Annotated in this window: 15 protein-coding genes; 4 read left to right on the top strand and 11 right to left on the bottom strand. The window is 68.7% G+C overall.

Annotated elements, in window-relative coordinates; all coding sequences use genetic code 11:
- Positions 1-11 precede the first annotated feature (11 nt).
- Positions 12-557, top strand: coding sequence for a carboxymuconolactone decarboxylase family protein (locus AC1RRR_RS10595; RefSeq protein ID WP_492812853.1), 546 nt, complete (start codon positions 12-14; stop codon positions 555-557).
- Here the strand turns inward: AC1RRR_RS10595 and AC1RRR_RS10590 are convergent.
- From AC1RRR_RS10590 to AC1RRR_RS10555, 8 genes are all read right to left on the bottom strand, one after another.
- Complete coding sequence (locus AC1RRR_RS10590) at positions 541-711, bottom strand: hypothetical protein (protein ID WP_492812851.1); 171 nt, start codon at positions 709-711, stop codon at positions 541-543. The two genes, AC1RRR_RS10595 and AC1RRR_RS10590, sit on opposite strands and share 17 nt — an antisense overlap.
- Positions 708-1,808, bottom strand: coding sequence for a PepSY-associated TM helix domain-containing protein (locus tag AC1RRR_RS10585; RefSeq protein WP_492812849.1), 1,101 nt, complete (start codon positions 1,806-1,808; stop codon positions 708-710). Before AC1RRR_RS10585 ends, AC1RRR_RS10590 begins: the two co-directional genes overlap by 4 nt.
- Before the next feature lie 236 nt (positions 1,809-2,044).
- Positions 2,045-4,186, bottom strand: a complete 2,142-nt coding sequence (locus tag AC1RRR_RS10580; RefSeq protein ID WP_492812847.1) for a TonB-dependent receptor domain-containing protein — start codon at positions 4,184-4,186, stop codon at positions 2,045-2,047.
- A 99-nt stretch (positions 4,187-4,285) separates the two neighbouring features.
- Complete coding sequence (locus AC1RRR_RS10575; RefSeq protein WP_492812845.1) at positions 4,286-5,785, bottom strand: MFS transporter; 1,500 nt, start codon at positions 5,783-5,785, stop codon at positions 4,286-4,288.
- A gap of 100 nt (positions 5,786-5,885) precedes the next feature.
- Positions 5,886-7,391: a PepSY-associated TM helix domain-containing protein gene (locus AC1RRR_RS10570; RefSeq protein ID WP_492812843.1), complete on the bottom strand. Its 1,506-nt coding sequence runs from the start codon at positions 7,389-7,391 to the stop codon at positions 5,886-5,888.
- A 1-nt stretch (position 7,392) separates the two neighbouring features.
- Positions 7,393-7,956, bottom strand: coding sequence for a hypothetical protein (locus AC1RRR_RS10565; RefSeq protein ID WP_492812840.1), 564 nt, complete (start codon positions 7,954-7,956; stop codon positions 7,393-7,395).
- Positions 7,953-10,280 (bottom strand): TonB-dependent receptor, encoded by a 2,328-nt coding sequence (locus AC1RRR_RS10560; RefSeq protein WP_492812838.1) that lies wholly within the window; start codon positions 10,278-10,280, stop codon positions 7,953-7,955. The genes AC1RRR_RS10565 and AC1RRR_RS10560 overlap by 4 nt, the downstream gene beginning before the upstream one ends.
- 94 nt (positions 10,281-10,374) lie before the next feature.
- Positions 10,375-11,526: an acetyltransferase domain-containing protein gene (locus AC1RRR_RS10555; protein ID WP_492812836.1), complete on the bottom strand. Its 1,152-nt coding sequence runs from the start codon at positions 11,524-11,526 to the stop codon at positions 10,375-10,377.
- Positions 11,527-11,659: 133 nt separating this feature from the next.
- Between AC1RRR_RS10555 and AC1RRR_RS10550 the strand changes: the two genes are divergently transcribed.
- On the top strand, positions 11,660-13,627 hold the full coding sequence (locus AC1RRR_RS10550; RefSeq protein WP_492812834.1) for a TonB-dependent siderophore receptor: 1,968 nt from the start codon (positions 11,660-11,662) through the stop codon (positions 13,625-13,627).
- A gap of 85 nt (positions 13,628-13,712) precedes the next feature.
- Entirely contained in the window at positions 13,713-15,425 is a 1,713-nt protein-coding gene (locus AC1RRR_RS10545; RefSeq protein WP_492812832.1) for a glycoside hydrolase family 43 protein, read from the top strand.
- Here AC1RRR_RS10545 and AC1RRR_RS10540 read toward each other — a convergent pair.
- From AC1RRR_RS10540 to AC1RRR_RS10530, 3 genes are read right to left on the bottom strand one after another with little or no spacing between them, the layout of a single operon-like run.
- Positions 15,422-16,873, bottom strand: coding sequence for an N-acyl-D-amino-acid deacylase family protein (locus AC1RRR_RS10540; protein ID WP_492812830.1), 1,452 nt, complete (start codon positions 16,871-16,873; stop codon positions 15,422-15,424). The genes AC1RRR_RS10545 and AC1RRR_RS10540 overlap by 4 nt on opposite strands.
- An 8-nt stretch (positions 16,874-16,881) precedes the next feature.
- Entirely contained in the window at positions 16,882-18,165 is a 1,284-nt protein-coding gene (locus AC1RRR_RS10535; protein WP_492812828.1) for an alanine racemase, read from the bottom strand.
- Between the two features lie 10 nt (positions 18,166-18,175).
- The gene (locus tag AC1RRR_RS10530; protein ID WP_295107190.1) at positions 18,176-18,565 is read right to left on the bottom strand and encodes a RidA family protein; all 390 of its coding nucleotides are present in this window, start codon (positions 18,563-18,565) and stop codon (positions 18,176-18,178) included.
- A 210-nt stretch (positions 18,566-18,775) separates the two neighbouring features.
- Here AC1RRR_RS10530 and AC1RRR_RS10525 point away from each other — a divergent pair, with 210 nt between their 5' ends.
- A complete protein-coding gene (locus AC1RRR_RS10525; RefSeq protein ID WP_492812826.1) occupies positions 18,776-19,729 on the top strand; it encodes a MurR/RpiR family transcriptional regulator in 954 nt (317 codons plus the stop codon).
- The last annotated feature ends 61 nt before the right edge of the window (positions 19,730-19,790 follow it).

Below are 19,790 nucleotides of genomic sequence, written 5' to 3'. Positions count from 1 at the left end.
GGAGACTACCCATGACCCGTGTGAACCTTGTCGACCCGGCCGTCGCTAATGCCGACGTCAAGCCGGCCCTCGACCAGATCAAGGGCGCGTTCGGCGTCGTGCCGAACATGTTCAAGGCCGTCGCCAATTCGCCGGCCGCACTCAGCAGCATGTGGAGCGCGTTCGGCGCCCTGGGCGGCGGCAAGCTGGGCGCGCGCCTGGGCGAGGAGATCGCCGTGGCCATCGCCAACGCCAACAACTGCGAATACTGCCTGGCCGCCCACACGGCCCTGGGCCGTCGCGCCGGCGCCTCGGCGGAAGAGATGGCCGAAGCCCAGCAAGGTCGCTCGGCTGATCCCCGCATCCAGGCGGCCCTGACCTTCGCCCTGAAGGTGGTCCGCGACCGGGCGGCGATCTCGGAAGGCGATGTCGCGGCGCTGAAGGCCGCCGGCTTCGACGACGAGGGCGTGGTCGAGATCATCGCCCACGTGGCGCTGAACCTCTTCACCAACTACGTCAATGTCGCCCTGGACGTGCCGGTGGACTTCCCCGGCGTGCGCCTCAAGCCCGCCGCTTAAGGCGGGCCCAGACGATCACCACGAGCGGGACCGCCAGGCCGATCCACGAGACCCAGTCGTTGAGGCCATCGCCCAGCAGGGCGACGACCAGGCCGATCAGGCTGACGACGGCGATCGCGATCGGGGCGGCCCAGACGCGGCGGAAGGCGCTCATGACGCCTCTCCGCCGCGACGCTTGGACAGCCACAGATAGAGGCCGGTGATCAGGACGACGATGGTCACCACGTCCAGCAGCGCCCACAGGATCTTCAGCGGCAGGCCGCCATAGTCCCCGAAGTGCAAGGGCTGCGACAGCAGCAGGGCCTGGGCGTACCAGGGCATGCGGCGCATGGCGGTCAGCTGGCCGGTCTCGGCGTCGATCAGGGCCGGGGTCAGGAGCTTCTCGGTGGCCGGGGTCTCGCCCTGCATGAAGACGGCATAGTGGTGCGCGCTCGAGAACGAGCCGCCGGGGAACGCCACGAACTGCACGCGCATGCCCGGCGCGGCCGCCTGGGCCGTGGCCACGGCCTTGCCGATCGAGCTCAGATGCGTCGGGGCGGGCTTGCCCTTGTAGGGCGCGGTCATGGCGGCCAGCTCGTTGGCCTTCCAGACCTGGATGATCGGCTCCGACAGGGTGTTGATCACGCCCGTCAGGCCTACGACGAGGACCCAGGCGGCCGTCATCACGCCCAGCAGGTTATGATAGTCCAGCCACTTCAGCCGGCTGGAGCGCGAGACCCGCACCGTGCCGAAGTCCAGCTTGCGCATGAAGGGCGGATAGACGACCAGGCCCGAGACGATCGCCGCCGTGAACAGCAGGCCCATGAAGCCCAGGAACAGCAGGCCCGGCAGGCCCAGGAACATGTCCTTGTGGATGCGCAGGATGACGTCCATGACGCTGCCCGCCGCGCCGCCGGGGGCCAGGATCTTGCCGGTGGTCAGGTCGATCGACGCGAAGTGCATCTGGCTTTCGGACGCGTCGGGACGAGGGCCGCTGGTGACGTTGACCACCGGGCGGTCAGTGTCGAAGCTCATGAACAGGCCGACCTCGCCAGGGCGGGCGGCTAGCGCGGTGTCCAGCACCTCGTCCAGGGTCGCGAGGCGCTGACCGGGCTGGGCGACGATCTTCGGATCGTGGTTCAGGGCCCCGTCGATCTCGTCGTGGAAGACCAGCGGCAGGCCGGTGATGCACAGCATCAGCAGGAACGCCGTGCAGATCAGGCTGATCCACTTGTGGATCAGGGTCCAGGCGCGGACGGTGCTAGGCGTCATCGAGAACTCGGGCGAATGAGAAGCGTTCGCGTAGCGGTTCCGATGGCGCGGGGCAAGGTGGCGCGTCCCCGGTTCGGCGGGCAGGCCTCGCCGGGGACGCCCGCGCCAGCCCCAAGAGGAGAGCCCGGGGCGGCGCTGAGTTTTGCGGCGTCAAAGGGGAGGAAGACGCTGCTGATGAAATTCCTATCAATTAAATAGGAATTGATCGAAGGAGATTTTCTGGAGGCGGTTTCAGCCTAGCCGGGACCACCCGGACCCTGGAAGTCGAAGCCCGGATCCTTGCGCGACTTGCCGGTCCCGAAGGTCCAGGCCAGGCCCACCCGCACCCAGCGGGCGTCGACGTCACGGACCACCAGGCTCTTCAGCGTCGGGGTGTCGATCACCTGCTTGTCGCGGAACAGGCCGAAGGCGTCCTGCACCGTGACCACCAGCGACAGGCGGTCGTCGATCTTGCGGCGATAGCCCAGGTCGATGCCGATGGCGGGCAGGCCGTAACCCTGGGCCGTCAGGCGCTTGCCGCTGATGAAGCCGTTCATCTGCAGCAGGTCCTTGGGCGTCACCTGCCAGTTCAGGCTGCCGCGTCCCTGGACGGTGACCATCGAACGCGTACCGGGGATGCCCAGGTTGCTGCCGTCCAGCTCGGCCCAGAAGGTGTTGCTGCTGATGTTGTAGGTCAGCTTGGACGTCAGCTTGCCGTTCAGAACCAGCTCCAGGCCGCCGTTGCGGGTCTGGGAGACATTGGCCTTGGTGGTCACGAACACCCCGCCGCCCATGTCGGTGACGACGTCCGACACCACCTTGTCGTTCTCGCGGTAGTACAGGGTGGCCAGGGCCGTCAGCGGCGCCTTGCGGTACTGCCAGCCCAGCTCGAACGAGTGGGTCTGCTGGGGTTTCAGGTTCGGATTGCCGATCCGGTAGTTCAGCGGGTCCAACAGGAACGGCACCGGGTTCAGGTCGAACGGACCGGGGCGTTGCAGGCGCTGGCTGTAGCTGGCGGTCAGCTTCTGGCGGTCGGTCAGCGGGTACGACAGGTGCAGGCTGGGCATCAGCCGGGTGGTGTCGTTGTCGGTCTTCACGCCGCCGGAGGTCAGATCCAGCTTGGACTGCTCGTAGCGCAGGCCGGCCAGCACCGTCAGCTTGGCCAGCGGCCGCTCATAGGTGACATAGGCTTGGCTGAGCTGCTGCTCGTAGAAGAACCGGCTGGTCAGGCCCGGATCAACGACCAGGTTGGACAGGCTGGTCCCGCGCAGGCCGACATTGTCGTAGCCGTTGTCGTCGAACTGTAGGTCGAAACCCAGCTTCAGGGTCTGGCCCGGACCCATGGGCCGGACATAGTCGCCCTTCAGGTCGGTCTGGCGGGTGTCGTAGCCCAGTCGCTGCTGGTCCCAGGCGCTGGAGGCGGTCGGCAGCACGGTCGAGGTGTGGCCGGTGCGGGTGCGGTTGTCGTCGACCACGTCGTAGCTGAGCTTCAGCGAAAGCTCGTGGCCGTCGCCGTCGAACTTCTTCTTCAGGTTCGTGCTGAACGCGGCGTTGTCGCGCGTCTGGCGGATGGTCAGGTCGCGGTGGAAGCCCTGGGTCAGGACGCCCAGGCCATCGCGGCGGGTGGTGTCGGCGGCGCTGTCCAGGCCCAGCTGGAAGCGGCTGAGACGGGCCTCGCCGCCGATCCGCAGCTTGTCGGAGATGTCGTAGTCGACCGTGCCCTGGCTGGTCAGGCTCTTGAAGTCGTAGGTCGTCTTACCTTTCGTCTCGTTGTCGAGATTGGCCTGCTGGCGGCGCTCGTAGTCGTTCTGGCTGGCCGGGTCGCGGCGCCAGTTGATGTCGCCCGAGGCCGACAGCTTGCCGCTGTTGTAGCCGATATTGCCGCTGGCCCCGTTGCGGCCCGCGTCGCCGACGGTCAGGCGCAAGCCACTGGTGCGACCCGCGCCCTTGGCCTTCTTGGTGATCAGGTTGATGACCCCGCCGGTGCCGTCGGCGCGGAACTCGGCCGAGGGGTTGGTGATCACCTCGACGCGGTCGATGCGTTCGGCCGGCATCTGCTGCAGCGCCTGGCCGCGGCCTTCGCCCTGGAACAGGCCCGAGGGCTTGCCGTCGATCAGGATGGTGACGTTGGGATCGCCGCGCAGGCTGACATTGCCCTGCACGTCGACCTCGACCGAGGGCAGGTTGCGCAGGGCGTCCGAGATCGAGCCGCTCTGGGCCGTCAGGTCGCCGGAAACGCTGTAGCTGCGGCGGTCGATCGAGGTGCGCACGGCCGGGGCGTCGGCAGTGACCGTCACGGCGCTGACCCCGTTGGAGGCTTCAGCTGGCTTCTGAGGGGGCGGAGCGGGCGTAGTGGCTTGCGCGGCGACGACCGCGGCCCAGACGAGGCCGATATGCACTGATGAATCCCCCAGACGGCCGCAAGGCGCGGCGGCAAGGGCAGGATCGCTTTCTGATTGAGAAAACTACAAGTGTACTTTTTGTAATGCGACGAAAGCCTATTTGTGGCCGCTCAACTCGGCTCCGGCGTCCTTGTCGAAGCGGCGGTTCCAGATCGTCGCCGAGGCCGAGATCGCCGTGACGACCAGGAAGGCGACGGTGAAGTCTGACAGCTGCGGGTTGGCATGGCCGCCGGCCAGCATGCCGACATGCAGCGCCGCCGCGCCGGCGCAGATCCCCATCGACAGCATCAGCTGCTGGAAGGTGGCGTAGAAACTGGTCGCCGCGCTCATCCGCTCGGGCGGGATCTCGTCATAGGCGATGGTGTTGTAGGCGGTGAACTGGAACGACATGCAGAAGCCGCTGGCCATCAGGGTCAGGAAGATCAGCGGCAGCGGCCAGCTAGGCCGGAAGAAGCCGCAGATGGCATAGCCGACGCTGGCGGCCAGGCCGGCGACGATCATGCTGTCACGGAAGCCGAACCGCCGCAGCAGGCGCGGGGCCAGGCTCTTCATGGCCAGAGAACCGATGGCCCCGGCGATGGTGATAGTCCCGCTGACCGCCGCGCTCATGCCGAACCCCAGCTGCAGCATCAGCGGGATCAGGAACGGCTGGGCGCCCTGGGTGATGCGGGTCAGCGAGCCGCCGATCACCGACAGCCGGAACGAGGGGACCTGCATCAAAGTCAGGTCCAGGATCGGCGCGGCGTGCTTGCGGGCGTGGCGGATGTAGAGCGCGCCGGCGGCTGCGCCGATGGCGATCAGCATCAGGGCGTTGGTCAGCTCGCCGCTGCGGCTGGTCATCTCGAAGCCGAACAGCAGGCAGCCCAGCGACACGCCCGACAGCAGGAAGCCGGGGATGTCGGTGCGCTTGGGCGTCTCGCCGCGCACCTCGTCGATGAACAGGGTGACCAGGACCAGGCCCAGGAGGCCGATCGGGATGTTCAGGTAGAAGATCCAGCGCCAGTCCAGATAGGTGACGATGAAGCCGCCGATCGGCGGGCCGATGATCGGGCCGATCAGGGCGGGCATGATCAGCCACGAGGTGGCCGAAACCATGTCCTGCTTGGCCACCGAACGCAGCAGGACGAGGCGTCCAATCGGGATCATCATCGCCCCGCCCATGCCTTGCAGGAAGCGGGCGAGGATCAGGAATGGCAGGTTGGTGGCCTGTCCGCACAGCGTCGAGCCGGCCACGAAGATGACGATGGCCAGGCGAAAGACGGTCTTGGCCCCGAAGCGGTCGGCCAGGCGGCCGCTGGCGGGGATGAACACGGCCAGGGCCAGCAGGTAGGCGGTCAGGGCCGAGCTGAGATTGGTGGCCGGGACGCCGAAATCGCGCGCCATGGTCGGCAGGGCCGTCGCCAGGACGGTGGCGTCCATCTGCTCCATGAACAGCGCGCAGGCGATGATCATCGCCACGATGCGGTAGTCGCGGGCCTTGGGGGTCTCGGAGGTCGGGGCCTCGGACGAGACGGTCACGCCGTCGGCGGCGGGCACGATGCCGTCGCGGATCTCGGAGTTGATCGACGCCAGGCCGCGCCGGCGGAACTTCACCATGCGCACAACAGACAAGCGAACAGGGGCATGCGAACTCGACGAGCTGCGGCGTTCCTTCCCTGCCGGTGAGATAGGCCCTCCGCGCACGGAGGGCCATCCACTAAACGGCCGATTTGGGTTTCAAGGTCGTCGCGGCCAGCAGCGCCGCCGTGACCAGCAAGGCCACGTCGATGATCCAGCCCACCGGGTCGGCCATCGTCCCGAAGTGGAAGCCGGCATGGGCCAGGGCGACTAGGGCCAGCAGTCCGGCGGCGATGCGGCGCAGGGCGATCGAGATGCCGGCCGGCGTCCCGACGATGGCCGAGGCGCAGGCCGCCAGGGTGGCCAGGCCCCAGACCGCTACCGGCGGCGTCGCCGGCGACAGCACCGCGACCAGGGCCGAGAAGGCGTAGGCCACCGGCTGGCTCCAGACGAAGGCGATCCACACGCGCTCCCAACGCGGCGCCGGGCGGCCCTTGTCGCGGCGACGGGCCAGCCAGATGGCGACGCCGCTGGAGGTCACCGCCGTCAGGCCCAAGCCCAGCAGCAGATAGGCGACCTTCACGGGCCATCCGCCGAACCAGCCGAAGTGCAGCGGGGTCATGGTCGACAGCACGCGCATGCCGACTGAACCGCTCTCGTAGCCGACCTCGCCCAGGATCTTGCCGGCCCCGTCGACGACCACGGTCTCGCCGCGCGACAGGCGGCCGTCGGTGACCACGTTGGCGCCGGCGTGCTGGCCCCTCTCGGTCGGATGCTCGATGAAGAGGTAGTTCACGCGGCCGTCCGGATAACGCGCCTTCAGGCTTGTCAGCGCTTTCTCGACGCTGAACGGCTGGGCGGCCGGGCGCGGGTCGTCCTTGACCTGGGGACCCGTGAACAGGGCGTAGGCCTTGCTGGTGTCGCCCTTGAAGGTGGCCAGGGCCAGCACGCCGACGATGATCAGCGTCAGGCCCAGGAAGGCGCCGGTCAGCGAGACGACCAGGTGGAAGGGCAGGCCCCACACCGAGATGCGGTTGTGCAGGTCGGCTTCCTGCAGGCGCTTGGAGCCGCCCCAGCGGAACGCGAAGGCGTCCTTGAACACGCGCGGATGCGACAGCACGCCCGAGACCAGCGAGGACAGCAGCGCCACGCCGGTCAGGCCGACGATGAAGCCGCCCCAGGCGCGGGGCAGGTGCAGCACGGTGTGCAGCTCGGCCTGGAACGTCATCCACGGCGTCTGCTGCTCGGCCACCACCTTGCCGTTGGCGTCGGCGAAGTAAGTGTGCTCGCCGCCCTTGGCGTCGTCGCCGTGGACCGACAGGCGCGGATAGGCGGGCTCGGGCAGGCGGACGAACAGGTCGTGGGCCTTGGGGTTCTTGGCCAGCACTTCACGATAGGCGGCGTCGGCGGCCTGGGGCGTGATCTCGTGCAGGACCGGGCCGGCGGGCTGCTCCCAGCGGCCGAACTCCTGGGTGAAGACGGCGATAGAGCCCGAGAAGCAGACCAGGTAGATCAGCGCCGCGAAGGCCAGGCCCAGGGCCGAGTGGCCGGCCAGCATGGCGCGGACGAACTCGGCGGGGACCTTGGGCCAGATCGGCTTGCCGGCGGTTTTCACTTTCGCCGGAGCGGTGGTCGAGCCGTCCATGTCAGAGCGCTCCCTTCAGGAAGGCCGCGCCCAAGGTGACGACCGAGACGCCGGCCAGCACCGCGAAGGCGCGCAGGATCTTGTCGTCCGACAGGGTCCAGGCCATGCCGCCGGCCCACAGGAACGGCACCATCAGCCCGCCGATGACCATGCGGCTCTGGATCTGGCCGGGCGCGCAGATGGCGACGGCCAGGCCGCAGCCCAGGGCCGCGATGCCAGCCAGCGGACCGGCCAGGAAGCCGCGCAGCCAGCCGCGCCAGACGACGCGGCGGCGGTCGGACGGCTCGGGCGCCAACTCACGCTGGGCCTTCTTCTTGGCGTTGCGGCGCTCGACGCCGGCGGCGACCAGGATCAGCGCCACGGTCGAGCCGATCGACAGCATGACGAACGGGCCTCGCGCGGGGCCCATCAGCGGGACCGAGGCGGCGATCGCCACGGCCAGCAGGCCCCAGCCGCCGAGGATGAACCGAGGCCGGTTCGGGCCGGGCTCGTCCCAGGCCTTCTTCAGCAGAAACGCCCCCGCCAATGGCAGGGGCGCAAGCGCGAGGCTCCAGAGCGCGCTCACCAGCGGGTCTCCAGGGTCACGCCCAGGATGCGCGGCTCGCTGAGCAGGGCGATGTTGGCGTCGTCGCGATTGTACTGGCTGTAGGTCGCGTTTAGCAGGTTCTTGGCGAAGACGTAGGCGCCCCAGTGCTCGCGCTCGTAGCCGAAGCGGCTGTTGAACACGAGGCGGGCCTTCACCAGCGCCTCCTGGGCCTGGCTGACGTCGGCCTGCGAGAACGAATGGCTGCGGTAGTTGCCGTCCAGGTGGGCGATCAGGCCGTTGTCCCAGCGGTAGTCGGCGCCGGCCGCCAGCGTCCAGTGCGGGGCATAGGGGAATTCCGAACCCGACAGGTTGGTGGTGGCCGTGCCCGCATTGACCGTGAAGTCGTCGAACTTGGTCTTGGTGTGGCCCGCCGAGGCGTACCAGGACAGCTGCGGCGTCACGCGCTGGTTCACCTCGACCTCGAAGCCGTACAGGTGCGACTTGCCGGCGTTCTTGACCTCGTAGTCATAGGCGTTGAGGCCCATGTTGACGGTGACCTGCTGGTCCTTCCAGTCGGTGTAGAAGGCGTTGGCGTTGACCGTCAGGGTCCCGTCCAGCCAGGCGGTGCGCAGCGAGGCCTCGTAGTTCCAGGTGTATTCCGGATCATAGGCCGCCACCGTCGAGCGCGCCGCGTTGACCGTCGACCCGCCCGAGCGATAGCCGCGCTGGGCGACCAGGCTGGTGTTGATGTCCGGCGTCCATTCGTACTTCACGCCGACCTTGGGCAGGAAGGCGTTGAACTTGCGCGTGCCCGTGGGCGCGGACGAGTTGGCCTGGGCGACCATGCCGGCCACGAAGGCGTTCACCTGGACCACATAGGGCGCGTAGGGACCGAAAGCCGCCGGCGTCGGATAGGTCCCCGCGAAGCGCGCCTTCTGCACGGTGCTGCTGGTGTTTTCCTCGTGGTCGTAGCGGAAGCCGCCCAGCACCGAGAGCTTGTCGGTGAGCGCGAAGCTGGCGTCGGCGAAGATGGCGCTGGTGTCGATCACCGAGGGCTGGTCGCCGCTATAGTCGACCGGCACCACTGGCAGGGCGGTGATGTAGAGGTTGGCGAAGGCGTTGGCCTGGGCCGCGGCGCCGGCCTGCTGGGCGGGCGTGGGCGCGGGGACGCCCGCCAGCAGGGTCGAGGTCAGCACATTGACCAGGGTGGCGCGCGGGAACGGCACGTTGGTCAGGCTGACCGAATAGTCGCGGGCGTCGCGTCGCGCTTGATAAAGGCCGACCAGGCCCTTCAGCCGCTCGCCCTCATAGTTCAGGCGCAGCTCCAACGAGGTGGTGTCGTTGCGCTGACTGCGCGTGCCGTAAGAGCTGCGGACGGGCAGAAAGTCGAAGTCGGTGGTGGCGTCGCTGGCGACGGCGTTGAACGAGGCGATGGCGTTCAGGGTCAGCTTGTCGCTGAACGCATAGGCGGCGTCGAAGGTCAGGATGTCGGACTTGGTCTTGGTGCGGCTGGGATCGCCCGAGGTGTCGATGCGGTGCTTGTAGTACTCGGGCCGATCGGTGCGGGCGTAGGTGAACAGGTACGCGCCGTCGCGGTCGTTGTGGGCGTAGGTCAGCATCGCCCGCAAGCCGGGCAGGGCGCTGGGCGTGAACAGCAGCTTGCCGCGGACATACAGGTTGTCGACGGCGTCCATGTCCTGCTTCAGGACCGGATTGTAGATGAAGCCGTCGCTCTTCTTCTTCTCGACGGCCAGGCGGAAGGCCAGCTGGTCCTGGACGATCGGGCCGCTGACCGCCAAGGCGACGCTGCGCTCATCGCCGCTGGCGTAGCCGACGCGGGCGCGGCCCTGAAAGGTCTGGGTCGGGTTGGCCGAGGTGATGATCACCGCGCCGGCCAGCGAGTTGCGGCCTTGCAGGGTCGACTGCGGACCGCGCAGCACTTCCACCTGGCCGATGTCCCACAGGTCCAGCGGGCCACCGTACGAGGCTTCCACCGGCAAGGCAGCGCCGTCGACATAGATGGTGGCCAGGCCCCCCGTGCCGCCGCCCGAGACGTTGCTGTTGCTGACGCCCCGGATCGTGAAGCCGGTCTTGCCGTACGTCTCGCTCATGTTCGCCGTGCCGGCGACCACGTCGTAGAAGTTCCGGATGTTCTCGCGTTCGATCTTGGCGGCGGTGGTCACCGCGACGCTGGTGACGGTCTGCTGCAGCCCCCGGTTGGTCTTTTCGCCGGTGACGATCACGGCCTCGACGGCCGTAGCCTGATCGTCGACGGGCGGGGCGGGAGCGGTCTCGGCCGCGTGGACACCTTGCGCCATAACCAGAACGCCCAGCGCGCTCGCCGCCAACCACATCCGCTTCATGCCCAAGAACCCCCACAAAAACAGTTGTCGGGCGCTTACTTGGTGTTGATGATGAGAGTCAATCTCATTCGCATTCTCAAGAAAGCGATCGGGTCTACAAATAGCGCATCCACGGCCAGGGGCTGGCGCGCTTGACGGGGCCGAACCAGCGGCAGGCCAGCCAGCAGGGGATCGCCGCCAGGGCCGCCAGCAGCCAGATCGCGCCGACGCCGGGCAGGGCCCAGGCCTCGCCCTGGTTCGGACCGAACGCCGCCCGCGCCAAGAGCTGCAACAGGTGCAGGCCATAGAGGTGGATCAGGTAGAAGAACAACGGCGCGCCGCCCAGCACCGCCAGGGCGCCGACCAGGCGGGCGGACGCCTTCTCCAGCGCGGCCAGCAGCAAGGCCCCGACACCAAGGGTCAGCAGCAGGAAGTCGGCCGAGGGCGGGTACTTGGTGAAGTTCAGCCAGCTCATGACGGTGTGGACGGGGCTGGCGCCGACGCTCCAGGGCAGGGGCTCGCCGTAGAGGTTCACGGTGCGCAGCACGACCAGCAGGAGCAACATGGCGAGGCCGCTCAGCACCAGTCGATTACGGCGCTCGCGCCAAGTGCGGACGAACCACGGGCCGATGGCGTAACCCAACGCAGCGACTCCAATCCAGGGCAGCAGCGGATAGGACGTTCGGGCCCTCGCGCCCCAGGGTAGCTCGATGAAACCGCGATCGTGCAGCACCGCCCATAGGGCGTGGCCAGGCTGGCCCGGCGCGATGGTGATCGGATCCAGCAGATTGTGGCCCAGCACGATGACCAGGCCCACGGCGATCAGCCAGAGGCGGGGCAAGCGGACTAGCGCCGCCAGGGCGATCATCGACAGGCCGATGGCCCAGATGACCTGCAGGTAGATGATCTTGGGCGTCAGCGAGAAGGTCCAGGCGAAGCTGACCAGGGTCAGCTCGAGGAACACCAGGAACAGGCCGCGCTTGAACAGGAAGCTTGAGGCGGCCGCCGCACTGCCTTGCTTCTGGCCGTAGAGCCACGCGCCCAGGCCGGTCAGGGCCAGGAACACCGGCGCGCACAGGTGGGCGGCCAGGCGGGTGAAGAACAGGGCCGGTTGGGTGGCCTCGACGTCCATCGGGTCGGAGACCTGGGCATGGATGAAGAAGAACTCCCGCACGTGGTCGACCATCATCAGCAGCATGACCAAGCCGCGCAGGGCGTCGATCGACTGGATCCGGGCGGCGGAGACGGGGGCGGTTGACAGCGTCATGACCAATTGCGTAGCTGTTATGAAATAACATTACAACGGAGTTGTTCCCTTGCCCCTGTCGTGGAGCTGCGCGAGCGCGTGCCTACTGGCCCTGGCCGCCCCTGATGCTGGAGAACCTCCGGAAGCCCATGCGGTGGGCGAGATCGTCATCCTGGGCCGTCGCGGCGCGCCGCGTGACCTGACCTTGGGCGCAGGCGAGGTGACCCAAGCCATGTCGCCCTCCAGCCGCTCGGTCGAGCGCGATCTGCTGGACGCCGTAGGCGCGGGCCGCCTGGCCGACGCCCTGGAGCTGACCAGCGGAGTGAGCCAGCAGAACAACCGCGGCGGCTTCCTGGACAACTTCGCGATCCGGGGCTTCCTTGGCACGCCGGACGGCGGGGCCGAGTACTATGTCGACGGCTTTCTCGCCAACCGAGGCCTGGCCCCGCCGCGCGACCCGGCCACGGCCGAGCGGATCGAGATCCTGAAAGGCCCGGCTGGCGCGCTGTTCGGCGACATCGACCCGGCCGGCCGCGTCAATATCGTCTCCAAGACCCCGCAGTTCGCGCGGGCGGCTACCGTCGCGGCGTCGGTCGGCTCGTTCGGCCTGCGCCGGGGCGAGGTCGATGTGACCGGGCCGCTGAGCGACACCTTCGCGGGCCGCCTCGTGCTTGCTGACGAACGCAGCGACGGCTGGCGCGACCATGTCGACCTGCATCGCCGGGCGGTCGCGCCGTCCCTGACCTGGAAGCCCAGCGACGCCCTGCGGATCACCTATGTTGGCGAGTTCACCACCTTCGACGCGCCGTTCGACCGGGGCGTGCCAGCCGTGAACGGCGATGCCCTGGCCCTGCCGCGCTCGCGCTTCTACGGCGAGCCGGGTGATGGTGTGACGCGCTTCCGCAACGAGCGCCAGCAGCTGACGGCCGAGGGCCGCCTGTCGACCGACTGGACCTGGACCGCCGGCGCGGCCTGGCGCGAAGGCTCCATGCACGGCTTCTCCAGCGACCAGTCGCGGCTGGTCGGGCGCACCCTGTGGCGGCAGCGGCGCGAGCGCGACTACACGGTCGAGGACCTGTCGGGCCGCCTGGAGCTGAACGGCCGCGTCGGTGCGCATCGCCTGGGCTTTGGCCTCAAGGGCTACACGATGGACTACCGGGAAAAGTTGCTGCGCCGGAACCCCAGCGCGACGGCGCCCTACGGCATCGACATCGACAACCCCGTCTATGGCGGCCAGGCCCTGTCGCTGCTGCCGTTCACCGACAACCGCGAGACCCGCAAGGTCGCCACCCTCTACGCCCAAGACCTGTGGGAGGTCACCGACCGCCTCAGCCTGCTGGCCGGGCTGCGGGCCGACACCTATCGCCAGAAGATCCGCAACAACCGCACCGGCGCGGTCGGCGAGACCAAGGACCAGCCGGTCGATTACCGCCTGGCCGCCCGCTATCGCCTCAGCGACGCCTGGACGGCCCATGCCAGCTATGGCCGTTCGTTCCTGCTGAACTCGGGCACCGGCCGCAATGGCCAGGGCTTCGCGCCGGAGGCCGGCAAGGGCTGGGAGCTGGGCGTGTCGGGCGCCTGGCCGGGCGTGGACGTCGCCGTCACCGCTTTCGACATCGACAAGCGCAACATCCTGGCCAATGACCCAGTCGACGCCAGCTTCTTGGCCCCGGTCGGCAAGCTGACCAGCCAGGGCGTCGAGCTGGACGGCGCGTTCGAGATCACCTCGGCCTGGAAGGTGGTGGTCAACTACGCCTGGACCCGCGCCCGGGCCGACGACACCGCCTTCGCCACGCCCGACGTGCTGGACGTGCCCGAGCACCAGGGCGGGGCCTTCGCGGTCGGGCGGTTCGGCACCGGCCATGGCACAACCTGGTCGCTGACGGCCGGCGCGGCCTATGTCGGCGACCGGGCCGGAGCGCTGGATGGCAGCGGCCTGCGGCTGCCGCCGTACTGGAAGGCCAAGGCGGCGATCGACTATGGCCTGACCGAGAAGATCGACGTGCGGCTGGAGGTCGATAACCTGTTCGACGCGCACTACGCCCAGAGCAGCTATAGCCCGGTCTGGATCTTCCCCGGCGCGCCGCGCACCGTGCGCGCGACCGTGAGAGCGCGGCTCTAGAGCGCCTTGGGACCGGTGTCATAAGCCTTGACCTGACGCCGCCCGGCGGCCAAGCCAGGGTCTTCACAGTGGCGGAGACCCTGGCATGAGGAAGCGTTCGATCCTGTTGGCTCTGGCCCTGCTGGCGTCCTCGCCAGCGCTGGCGCAGACGCCGTCGAAGGCCTGGGTATCCGACCAGGGCGACGGGACCTATCGCAACCCGGTGCTGGCCGGCGACTACTCCGACCCTGACGTCGTGCGGGTAGGGCAGTTCTATTACCTGACCGTCTCGTCGTTCACCAATACGCCCGGCCTGCCGGTGCTGCGCTCGACCGACCTGGTCAACTGGACCCTGATCGGCCACGCTCTGACCGACATCCCGCCGGTGGCTCACCACATGGCTCCGCGTCGCGGCGGCGGGGTCTGGGCGCCGGCCATCCGCCATCACGGCGGCAAGTTCATGATCTACTACCCCGATCCGGACTTCGGGGTGTTCCTGGTCACGGCCACGAACCCGGCCGGGCCGTGGTCCAAGCCGGTGCTGGTCGACGACGCCAAGGGCATGATCGATCCCGCGCCCTTCTGGGACGACGACGGCCAGGGCTGGCTGGTCCACGGCTGGGCGCGCAGCCGCGCGGGCTTCGCCAACATCATCAGCCTGCGCCGCCTGAATGCCGCCGGCGACAAGACCGTGGGCGAGCGGATCAAGATCATCGAGCCGGACACCATGCCGGCCGTGGCGACCTCGCGCGGGCCGTTCCCGTGGACCACCACCGAGGGGCCCAAGCTCTACAAGCGTGACGGCTGGTACTACGTCTTCGCCCCCAGCGGCAGCGTGAAGAGCGGCTGGCAGGGCGTGTTCCGCGCCCGCAAGCTGACGGGCCCCTGGGAAGGCCGCAACGTGCTCGACCAAGGCAAGACCGAGGTCAATGGCCCACACCAGGGCGCCTGGGTCACCACCCCGACCGGCGAGGACTGGTTCCTGCACTTCCAGGACTACGACTCCTACGGCCGCCGCGTGTGGCTGGAGCCGATGGTCTGGAAGGATGGCTGGCCGGTGATCGGCGCCGACCCGGATGGCGACGGGATCGGCGAGCCGGTGCTGGCTCACAAGAAGCCCAAGAGCGCCACGGTCTCGGCCATCACCGCGCCGGTCGACAGCGACACGTTTGACGGCAAGTTGAACCTGGCCTGGCAGTGGAATTCCAACTCCCAGGCCGACTGGGCCGACCTGAAGGCCGCGCCGGGCAAGCTGCGCCTGAAGTCGATCTCGGGCTCGGAGAACCTGTGGGAAGCCGGGGCCCTGCTGACCCAGAAGCTTCCGGCCGAGCGCTTCAACGCCACCACCAAGCTGACCCTGACGCCCAAGGCCGTGGGCGAGCAGGCCGGCCTGCTGATGTTCGGCGCCGACTACGCCTGGATCGGCCTACGCAACGGCAAGGACGGGCTGTCTCTGGTCCGCGTCGATCGCCTGGGCGCCGACGCCCAGAAGCCCGAGCGGGCGACCACCGTGCTGGACAAGGCGCCCGACACCGTCTGGCTACGTCTCTCCGCCGAGCCCACGACCGTGGCCGAACCGCCGCCGAACGTGACGCCGTACTGGCCGTCGGCGCTGCGCTCGATCCAGGCCAAAGTGAGCTTCAGCTACAGCCTGGACGGCGTGACCTTCCAGCCCGTCGGAGCGCCGTTCGTCAGCAAGCCCGGCCGCCGGGTGGGGGCGCAGGTGGGCGTCTTCGCCCAGGCGCCGACCGGCACGCCGTCGAACAGCTCCACCCGCATCGGCTGGGCGGACGTCGACGCGTTCGTGGTCGCGCCCTAGGCGGCGCGGCGCAGGAACCGGCCGGCGCGCTGTGGCGTCGGCCCGCCGTCGGACCAGGCCAGCACGCCGTTGACGAAGACGTGGGCGATGCCGCGCGCCGCCTGGGTCGGGGCCTCATAGGTCGCCAGGTCCAGGATCGTGTCGGCGTCGAACACGGTGACGTCGGCCTTCATGCCGACGGCGATGCGGCCGCGGTCCTTCAGGCGGAAAGTCTCGGCGGCCAGGCCGGTCATCTTGCGCACGGCGGCCTCCAGGCTCATCAGGCCCAGGTCGCGGGCATAGTGACCTAGCACGCGCGGGAAAGCCCCCCACAGGCGCGGGTGGGGCAGGGTGTCGTGCGGCAGGCCGTCCGAGCCGACCATGCAGCAGGCGTGGCTGAGGACGGCGCGCATGTCGCTCTCGGCCATCTGGAAGTAGCTGGCGCCGCCCGGTTGCAGCCGCTCGGCCGCCTCGGGCTGGGTCAGGCCCCACTCCTCGGCGATCGACTTCAGGGTGCGGCCGCCCATTTCGGGATGCGGCTCGGACCAGTTGATCAGGATCTCGACCTCGCCGTCGGCCAGGTCGGGGCGGATGATCGTCGAGCCGGCCGTGTAGGGGTAGCAGTCGAGGTAGACCGGCTGCTTCTGGCGGGTCTGGTCGATCAGGCCCAGGGTCTCGGCCGCGCGGCCCCAGTTGCGCACGCCCGCGCACTTGTGGTGAGACAGGATCAGCGGGGCGGGGCCTTTCTCGGCGACCTCGAACGCCTCCTTCAGGGCCTCGATGATGCCCTCGCGCTCGTCACGGATGTGGGCGGTGTAGACGCCGCCGGCTCGCGCCACGGTGTGGGCTAGGCCTTGCAGTTCCTCGACATCAGCCGCCTGGGCCGGGGCGTAGAAGACGCCGGAGCTGAGGCCCAGGGCGCCTTCGTCCAGGGCGTCCTGCAGCAGGGCCTCCATGCGCGCGCGTTCGCCCGCGTCGGCGGGGCGATCCAGGTCGTCCAGGGCGACCACCCGCAGGGCCGAGTGGCCAACCAGGGCGGCGACGTTGACGCGCGGCACGGCCGCTTCCACCGCGCGGCGGTAGTCGGCGAAGGTGTCGTACGCGAAATCCTCGCGCGCGCCCAAGAGGTTGAAGGGCTCGGCGACGGCGTCGTCGAAACGCAGCAGCGGCGCGGAGATCCCGCAGTTGCCGGCCACCACCGTGGTGACGCCTTGGCTGATCTTGGGCGTCATGTCCGGCTGGGTGATGCAGATCAGGTCGTCGTGGGTGTGCACGTCGATGAAGCCGGGCGCGACGACCAGGCCTGTGACGTCGACGATCTCGCGCGCCTGGATCGCCAGGTTCGGGCCGATGGCGACGATCGCATCGTCCTTGATCGCCACGTCGGCCGCGAAGGCCGCGCCGCCGCCGCCGTCGATGACCAGGCCGTTCTTGAGGAGGATGTCGGCGGTGATGCTGTCTGTGACCATGATACGCGTCAGAAGAACGTCTCGAGGCCGCCCAGGACGGCGTAGTCGTCATCGACCTCCAGCAGCAGCGACCACTTGTCGAAGGTCGTGCACGGGTGGGAGATCTCGAAGCCCAGCAGGTCGCCGACCTTGAGGTCCGCGTCGGGCGGGACGGACAGGAAGCCGTGCTGGTCGGCCAGCTTCTCGACGGTGATGTCGGGGGCGGGCTGGGGCGCGGCGTGCAGGCCCTCGCGGAACCACTTGCGGGCCATGGGCAGGTGGATGTCGAACGATACGTCGCGCTTGCCCATCATGACCATGGCCAGGTTGGGCTGCGGACGCGAGATGACCCGGGTCCAGACTTCCAGCGCGGGCTTGAGGCGCGGCGGCTCGCCGATGACGCTGCGGTCGTCCATGCGGGCCAGCAATTCACGATAGAAGCCGCTGTCGTGGGTGACGTAGCAGCCGCTGCGCAGCACCGGCACGGCGCCGGGCGTATCGCCGGCCAGGGCGCGGGCGACGAGGTCGTAATAGGCCGAGCCGCCGGCGGTCAGGATGACCTCGTCGGGATCTGCGAACAGGCCCTCGGCGCGCAGGCGCTCGTAGAATCCTTGAAGCCCGCCCAGATAGGCGTCGACGTCGGTCGCGTCCTGTTGGGCATGGTCACTGAAGACCAGCCCTTCATAGCCCTCGACGCCGTGCAGTTCGACGCGCGGCAGGTCGCGGACCAGGCGGGCCAGGGCCAGGCCTTCGTCCAGGGTGCGCACGCCGCAGCGGCCGTCGGCCATGCCGAGCTCGATCAGCAGCCGCGCCGGCGGAGCGTCGGGGAAGCGGGCGAAGACGCTCGAGATCGCCGTCGCGCCGTCGGGGCTGTCGATCAGCACGTAGCAGGGGCGGTCGGGCGCCGATGCGGTCAGGCGCGCCAGGCCCTCGATCTCGGCCCGGCCGACCAGCTGGTTGGCCAGAATGATGCGCGGCGCGCCCAGGTCGTGACACAGCTTCAGCTGGGTCATGGTCGCGACCGTCAGCCCCCAGGCGCCGCCGTCCAGCTGACGCCGTAGGAGCTGCGGGCACATGGTGGTCTTGGCGTGGGGGGCGAGCTTGGCGCCGGCCTTGTCGACATAGGCCTGCATGACCGCGAGGTTGTTCTCCAGCGCCGAGCGCTTGAGCACCGCCGCCGGGACCGGCACGTCGCCGGCCAGCAGGTTGAGGCCGGCATGGGCCAGGTCGCCCACGGTCCGGATCGCGCCGTCCAGGGGGATCGCTTTCGTCCCCGGCGCCAGTTCCAATCTCTCGATATCGCCCAGCCCCACGCGGTGACCCCTAGGCTTGAGGTTTCAGGGCGACGACCTCGATCTCGACCTTGGCGTCGATCATCAGCGGCGACTGCACGCAGGCGCGGGCCGGGAAGGCGCCGTCGAAATAGCTGGCATAGACGCGGTTGAAGGCGTGGAAGTCGCGGGCGTCGTCCAGCCAGATGTTGGCCTTCACGACGTCTTTCAGGGTGCAGCCGGCCTTTTCCAGGATGGCGACGACGTTCTGGATGGTCTTGTGGGTCTGCGGGACGATGCCGCCTTCGACCACGACGCCGTTCTCGTCCATGGCCACCTGGCCCGAGACGAAGACGAACCCGTTGGCGATCGTCGCCTGGCAGAAGGGCAGGGTCTGTCCGCCGGTCCCGGTGGCCGTGGCCCCGATGCGTTCGATCGACAAGAGAACCTCCAAAAGCTTGCGAAACACGCGCTGTTGCGATCGCAAGAGCCACTATGGATGTAGTGGTGTCAACGAAAATGTAGTGAAACTTTCATTCAAGCTATCATTCAGCCGTCAAATACGATTGCCGGCCGACATCGGCGCCACTATCTGTTGCGGCGCAACGGGAAACTGTCCGAAGATGCGGTGCGGGGTTAAGGGGAAGACGGGATGAGCAGCCAGCCTGCGACGCAGACCGACGGCAGCGACATCCTTCCGCGACTCGAGTCGATGATGGAGTCGATGACGCGGTCCGATCTCAAGATCGCCAAGCTGATCCTGAAGTCGCCCAACGAGTTCGTCCGCTCCAGCGTCCGCTCCGTCGCCACCGATCTGGGCCTGTCCGAACCGACCGTCCTGCGCTTCTGCCGCACCGTGGGCTGCGAGGGTTTCAAGGACCTGAAGTTCCGGCTGATCCAGGAACTGGCCCTGGCCCAGGCCATGACCGACCAGCGCGAACGGGCCACGCGCCCGGCGCCCGCGCCGCGCCGTCCGGACCCCGCCGCCCGCAACCTGGCGGCCGGCGACGAAGCGGTCGGCGACCGCGTCTTCGACACCATCATCGAGGCCCTGAGTCGCACCCGCGACAGCCTGGTCGAGAAGGACCTGGACGCCGCCGCCGCCGCCATCGCGCGGGCCGGGCGGGTGGTGATCTACGGCATCGGCGGCAGTTCGGCGGCCCTGGCCAACGAGATCCACAACCGCCTGTTCCGCCTGGACGTGCCGGCCATGGTGTTCACCGACGGCTACGCCCAGCGCATGTCGGCGGCGATCCTGTCCGAGGGCGACGTGGCGGTGTTCCTGTCCTCCACCGGCCGCCCGCGCGAGCTGCAGGAGAGCATGGAGCTGGCCAAGTACTACAAGGCCGTCTGCATCGCGATCACCGACGGCGAGTCGCCCCTGGGCCGCGACGCCGACATCTGCCTGCATGTGGGTTTGGCGGCCTCGGGCGTGGAGGAGTTCCAGCCCAATCCGATGCGGTTTGCGCAGCTGTTCGTGATCGACCGGCTGGCCTATGCGGTGGCGGTGGCGCTGGGCGACCGCGCGCACCAGATGCTGCGCCGGGCGCGGGGTAGCGTGGCGTGGCTGCATGGCATCGCGCCGCAGCAGCCGATTGGGGACTGAGGGCCCGAAACCTCGTCCTTCGACAAGCTCAGGATGAGGTTTCTATTGAAGCGCCGAGCTA

It is taken from the genome of Caulobacter sp. GW821-FHT12D05, from assembly GCF_058807295.1.
This window is presented reverse-complemented; position numbering and strand designations above follow the sequence as displayed.

Excerpts from the sequence above, each read along its gene's own strand:
- AC1RRR_RS10575 (WP_492812845.1), bottom strand. The coding sequence starts at position 5,785 with ATGGTGAAGTTCCGCCGGCGCGGCCTGGCGTCGATCAACTCCGAGATC.
- AC1RRR_RS10560 (WP_492812838.1), bottom strand. The coding sequence starts at position 10,280 with ATGAAGCGGATGTGGTTGGCGGCGAGCGCGCTGGGCGTTCTGGTTATG.
- AC1RRR_RS10540 (WP_492812830.1), bottom strand. The coding sequence starts at position 16,873 with ATGGTCACAGACAGCATCACCGCCGACATCCTCCTCAAGAACGGCCTG.
- AC1RRR_RS10525 (WP_492812826.1), top strand. The coding sequence starts at position 18,776 with ATGAGCAGCCAGCCTGCGACGCAGACCGACGGCAGCGACATCCTTCCG.
- AC1RRR_RS10585 (WP_492812849.1), bottom strand. The coding sequence starts at position 1,808 with ATGACGCCTAGCACCGTCCGCGCCTGGACCCTGATCCACAAGTGGATC.
- AC1RRR_RS10545 (WP_492812832.1), top strand. The coding sequence starts at position 13,713 with ATGAGGAAGCGTTCGATCCTGTTGGCTCTGGCCCTGCTGGCGTCCTCG.
- AC1RRR_RS10590 (WP_492812851.1), bottom strand. The coding sequence starts at position 711 with ATGAGCGCCTTCCGCCGCGTCTGGGCCGCCCCGATCGCGATCGCCGTC.
- AC1RRR_RS10555 (WP_492812836.1), bottom strand. The coding sequence starts at position 11,526 with ATGACGCTGTCAACCGCCCCCGTCTCCGCCGCCCGGATCCAGTCGATC.
- AC1RRR_RS10570 (WP_492812843.1), bottom strand. The coding sequence starts at position 7,391 with ATGGACGGCTCGACCACCGCTCCGGCGAAAGTGAAAACCGCCGGCAAG.
- AC1RRR_RS10595 (WP_492812853.1), top strand. The coding sequence starts at position 12 with ATGACCCGTGTGAACCTTGTCGACCCGGCCGTCGCTAATGCCGACGTC.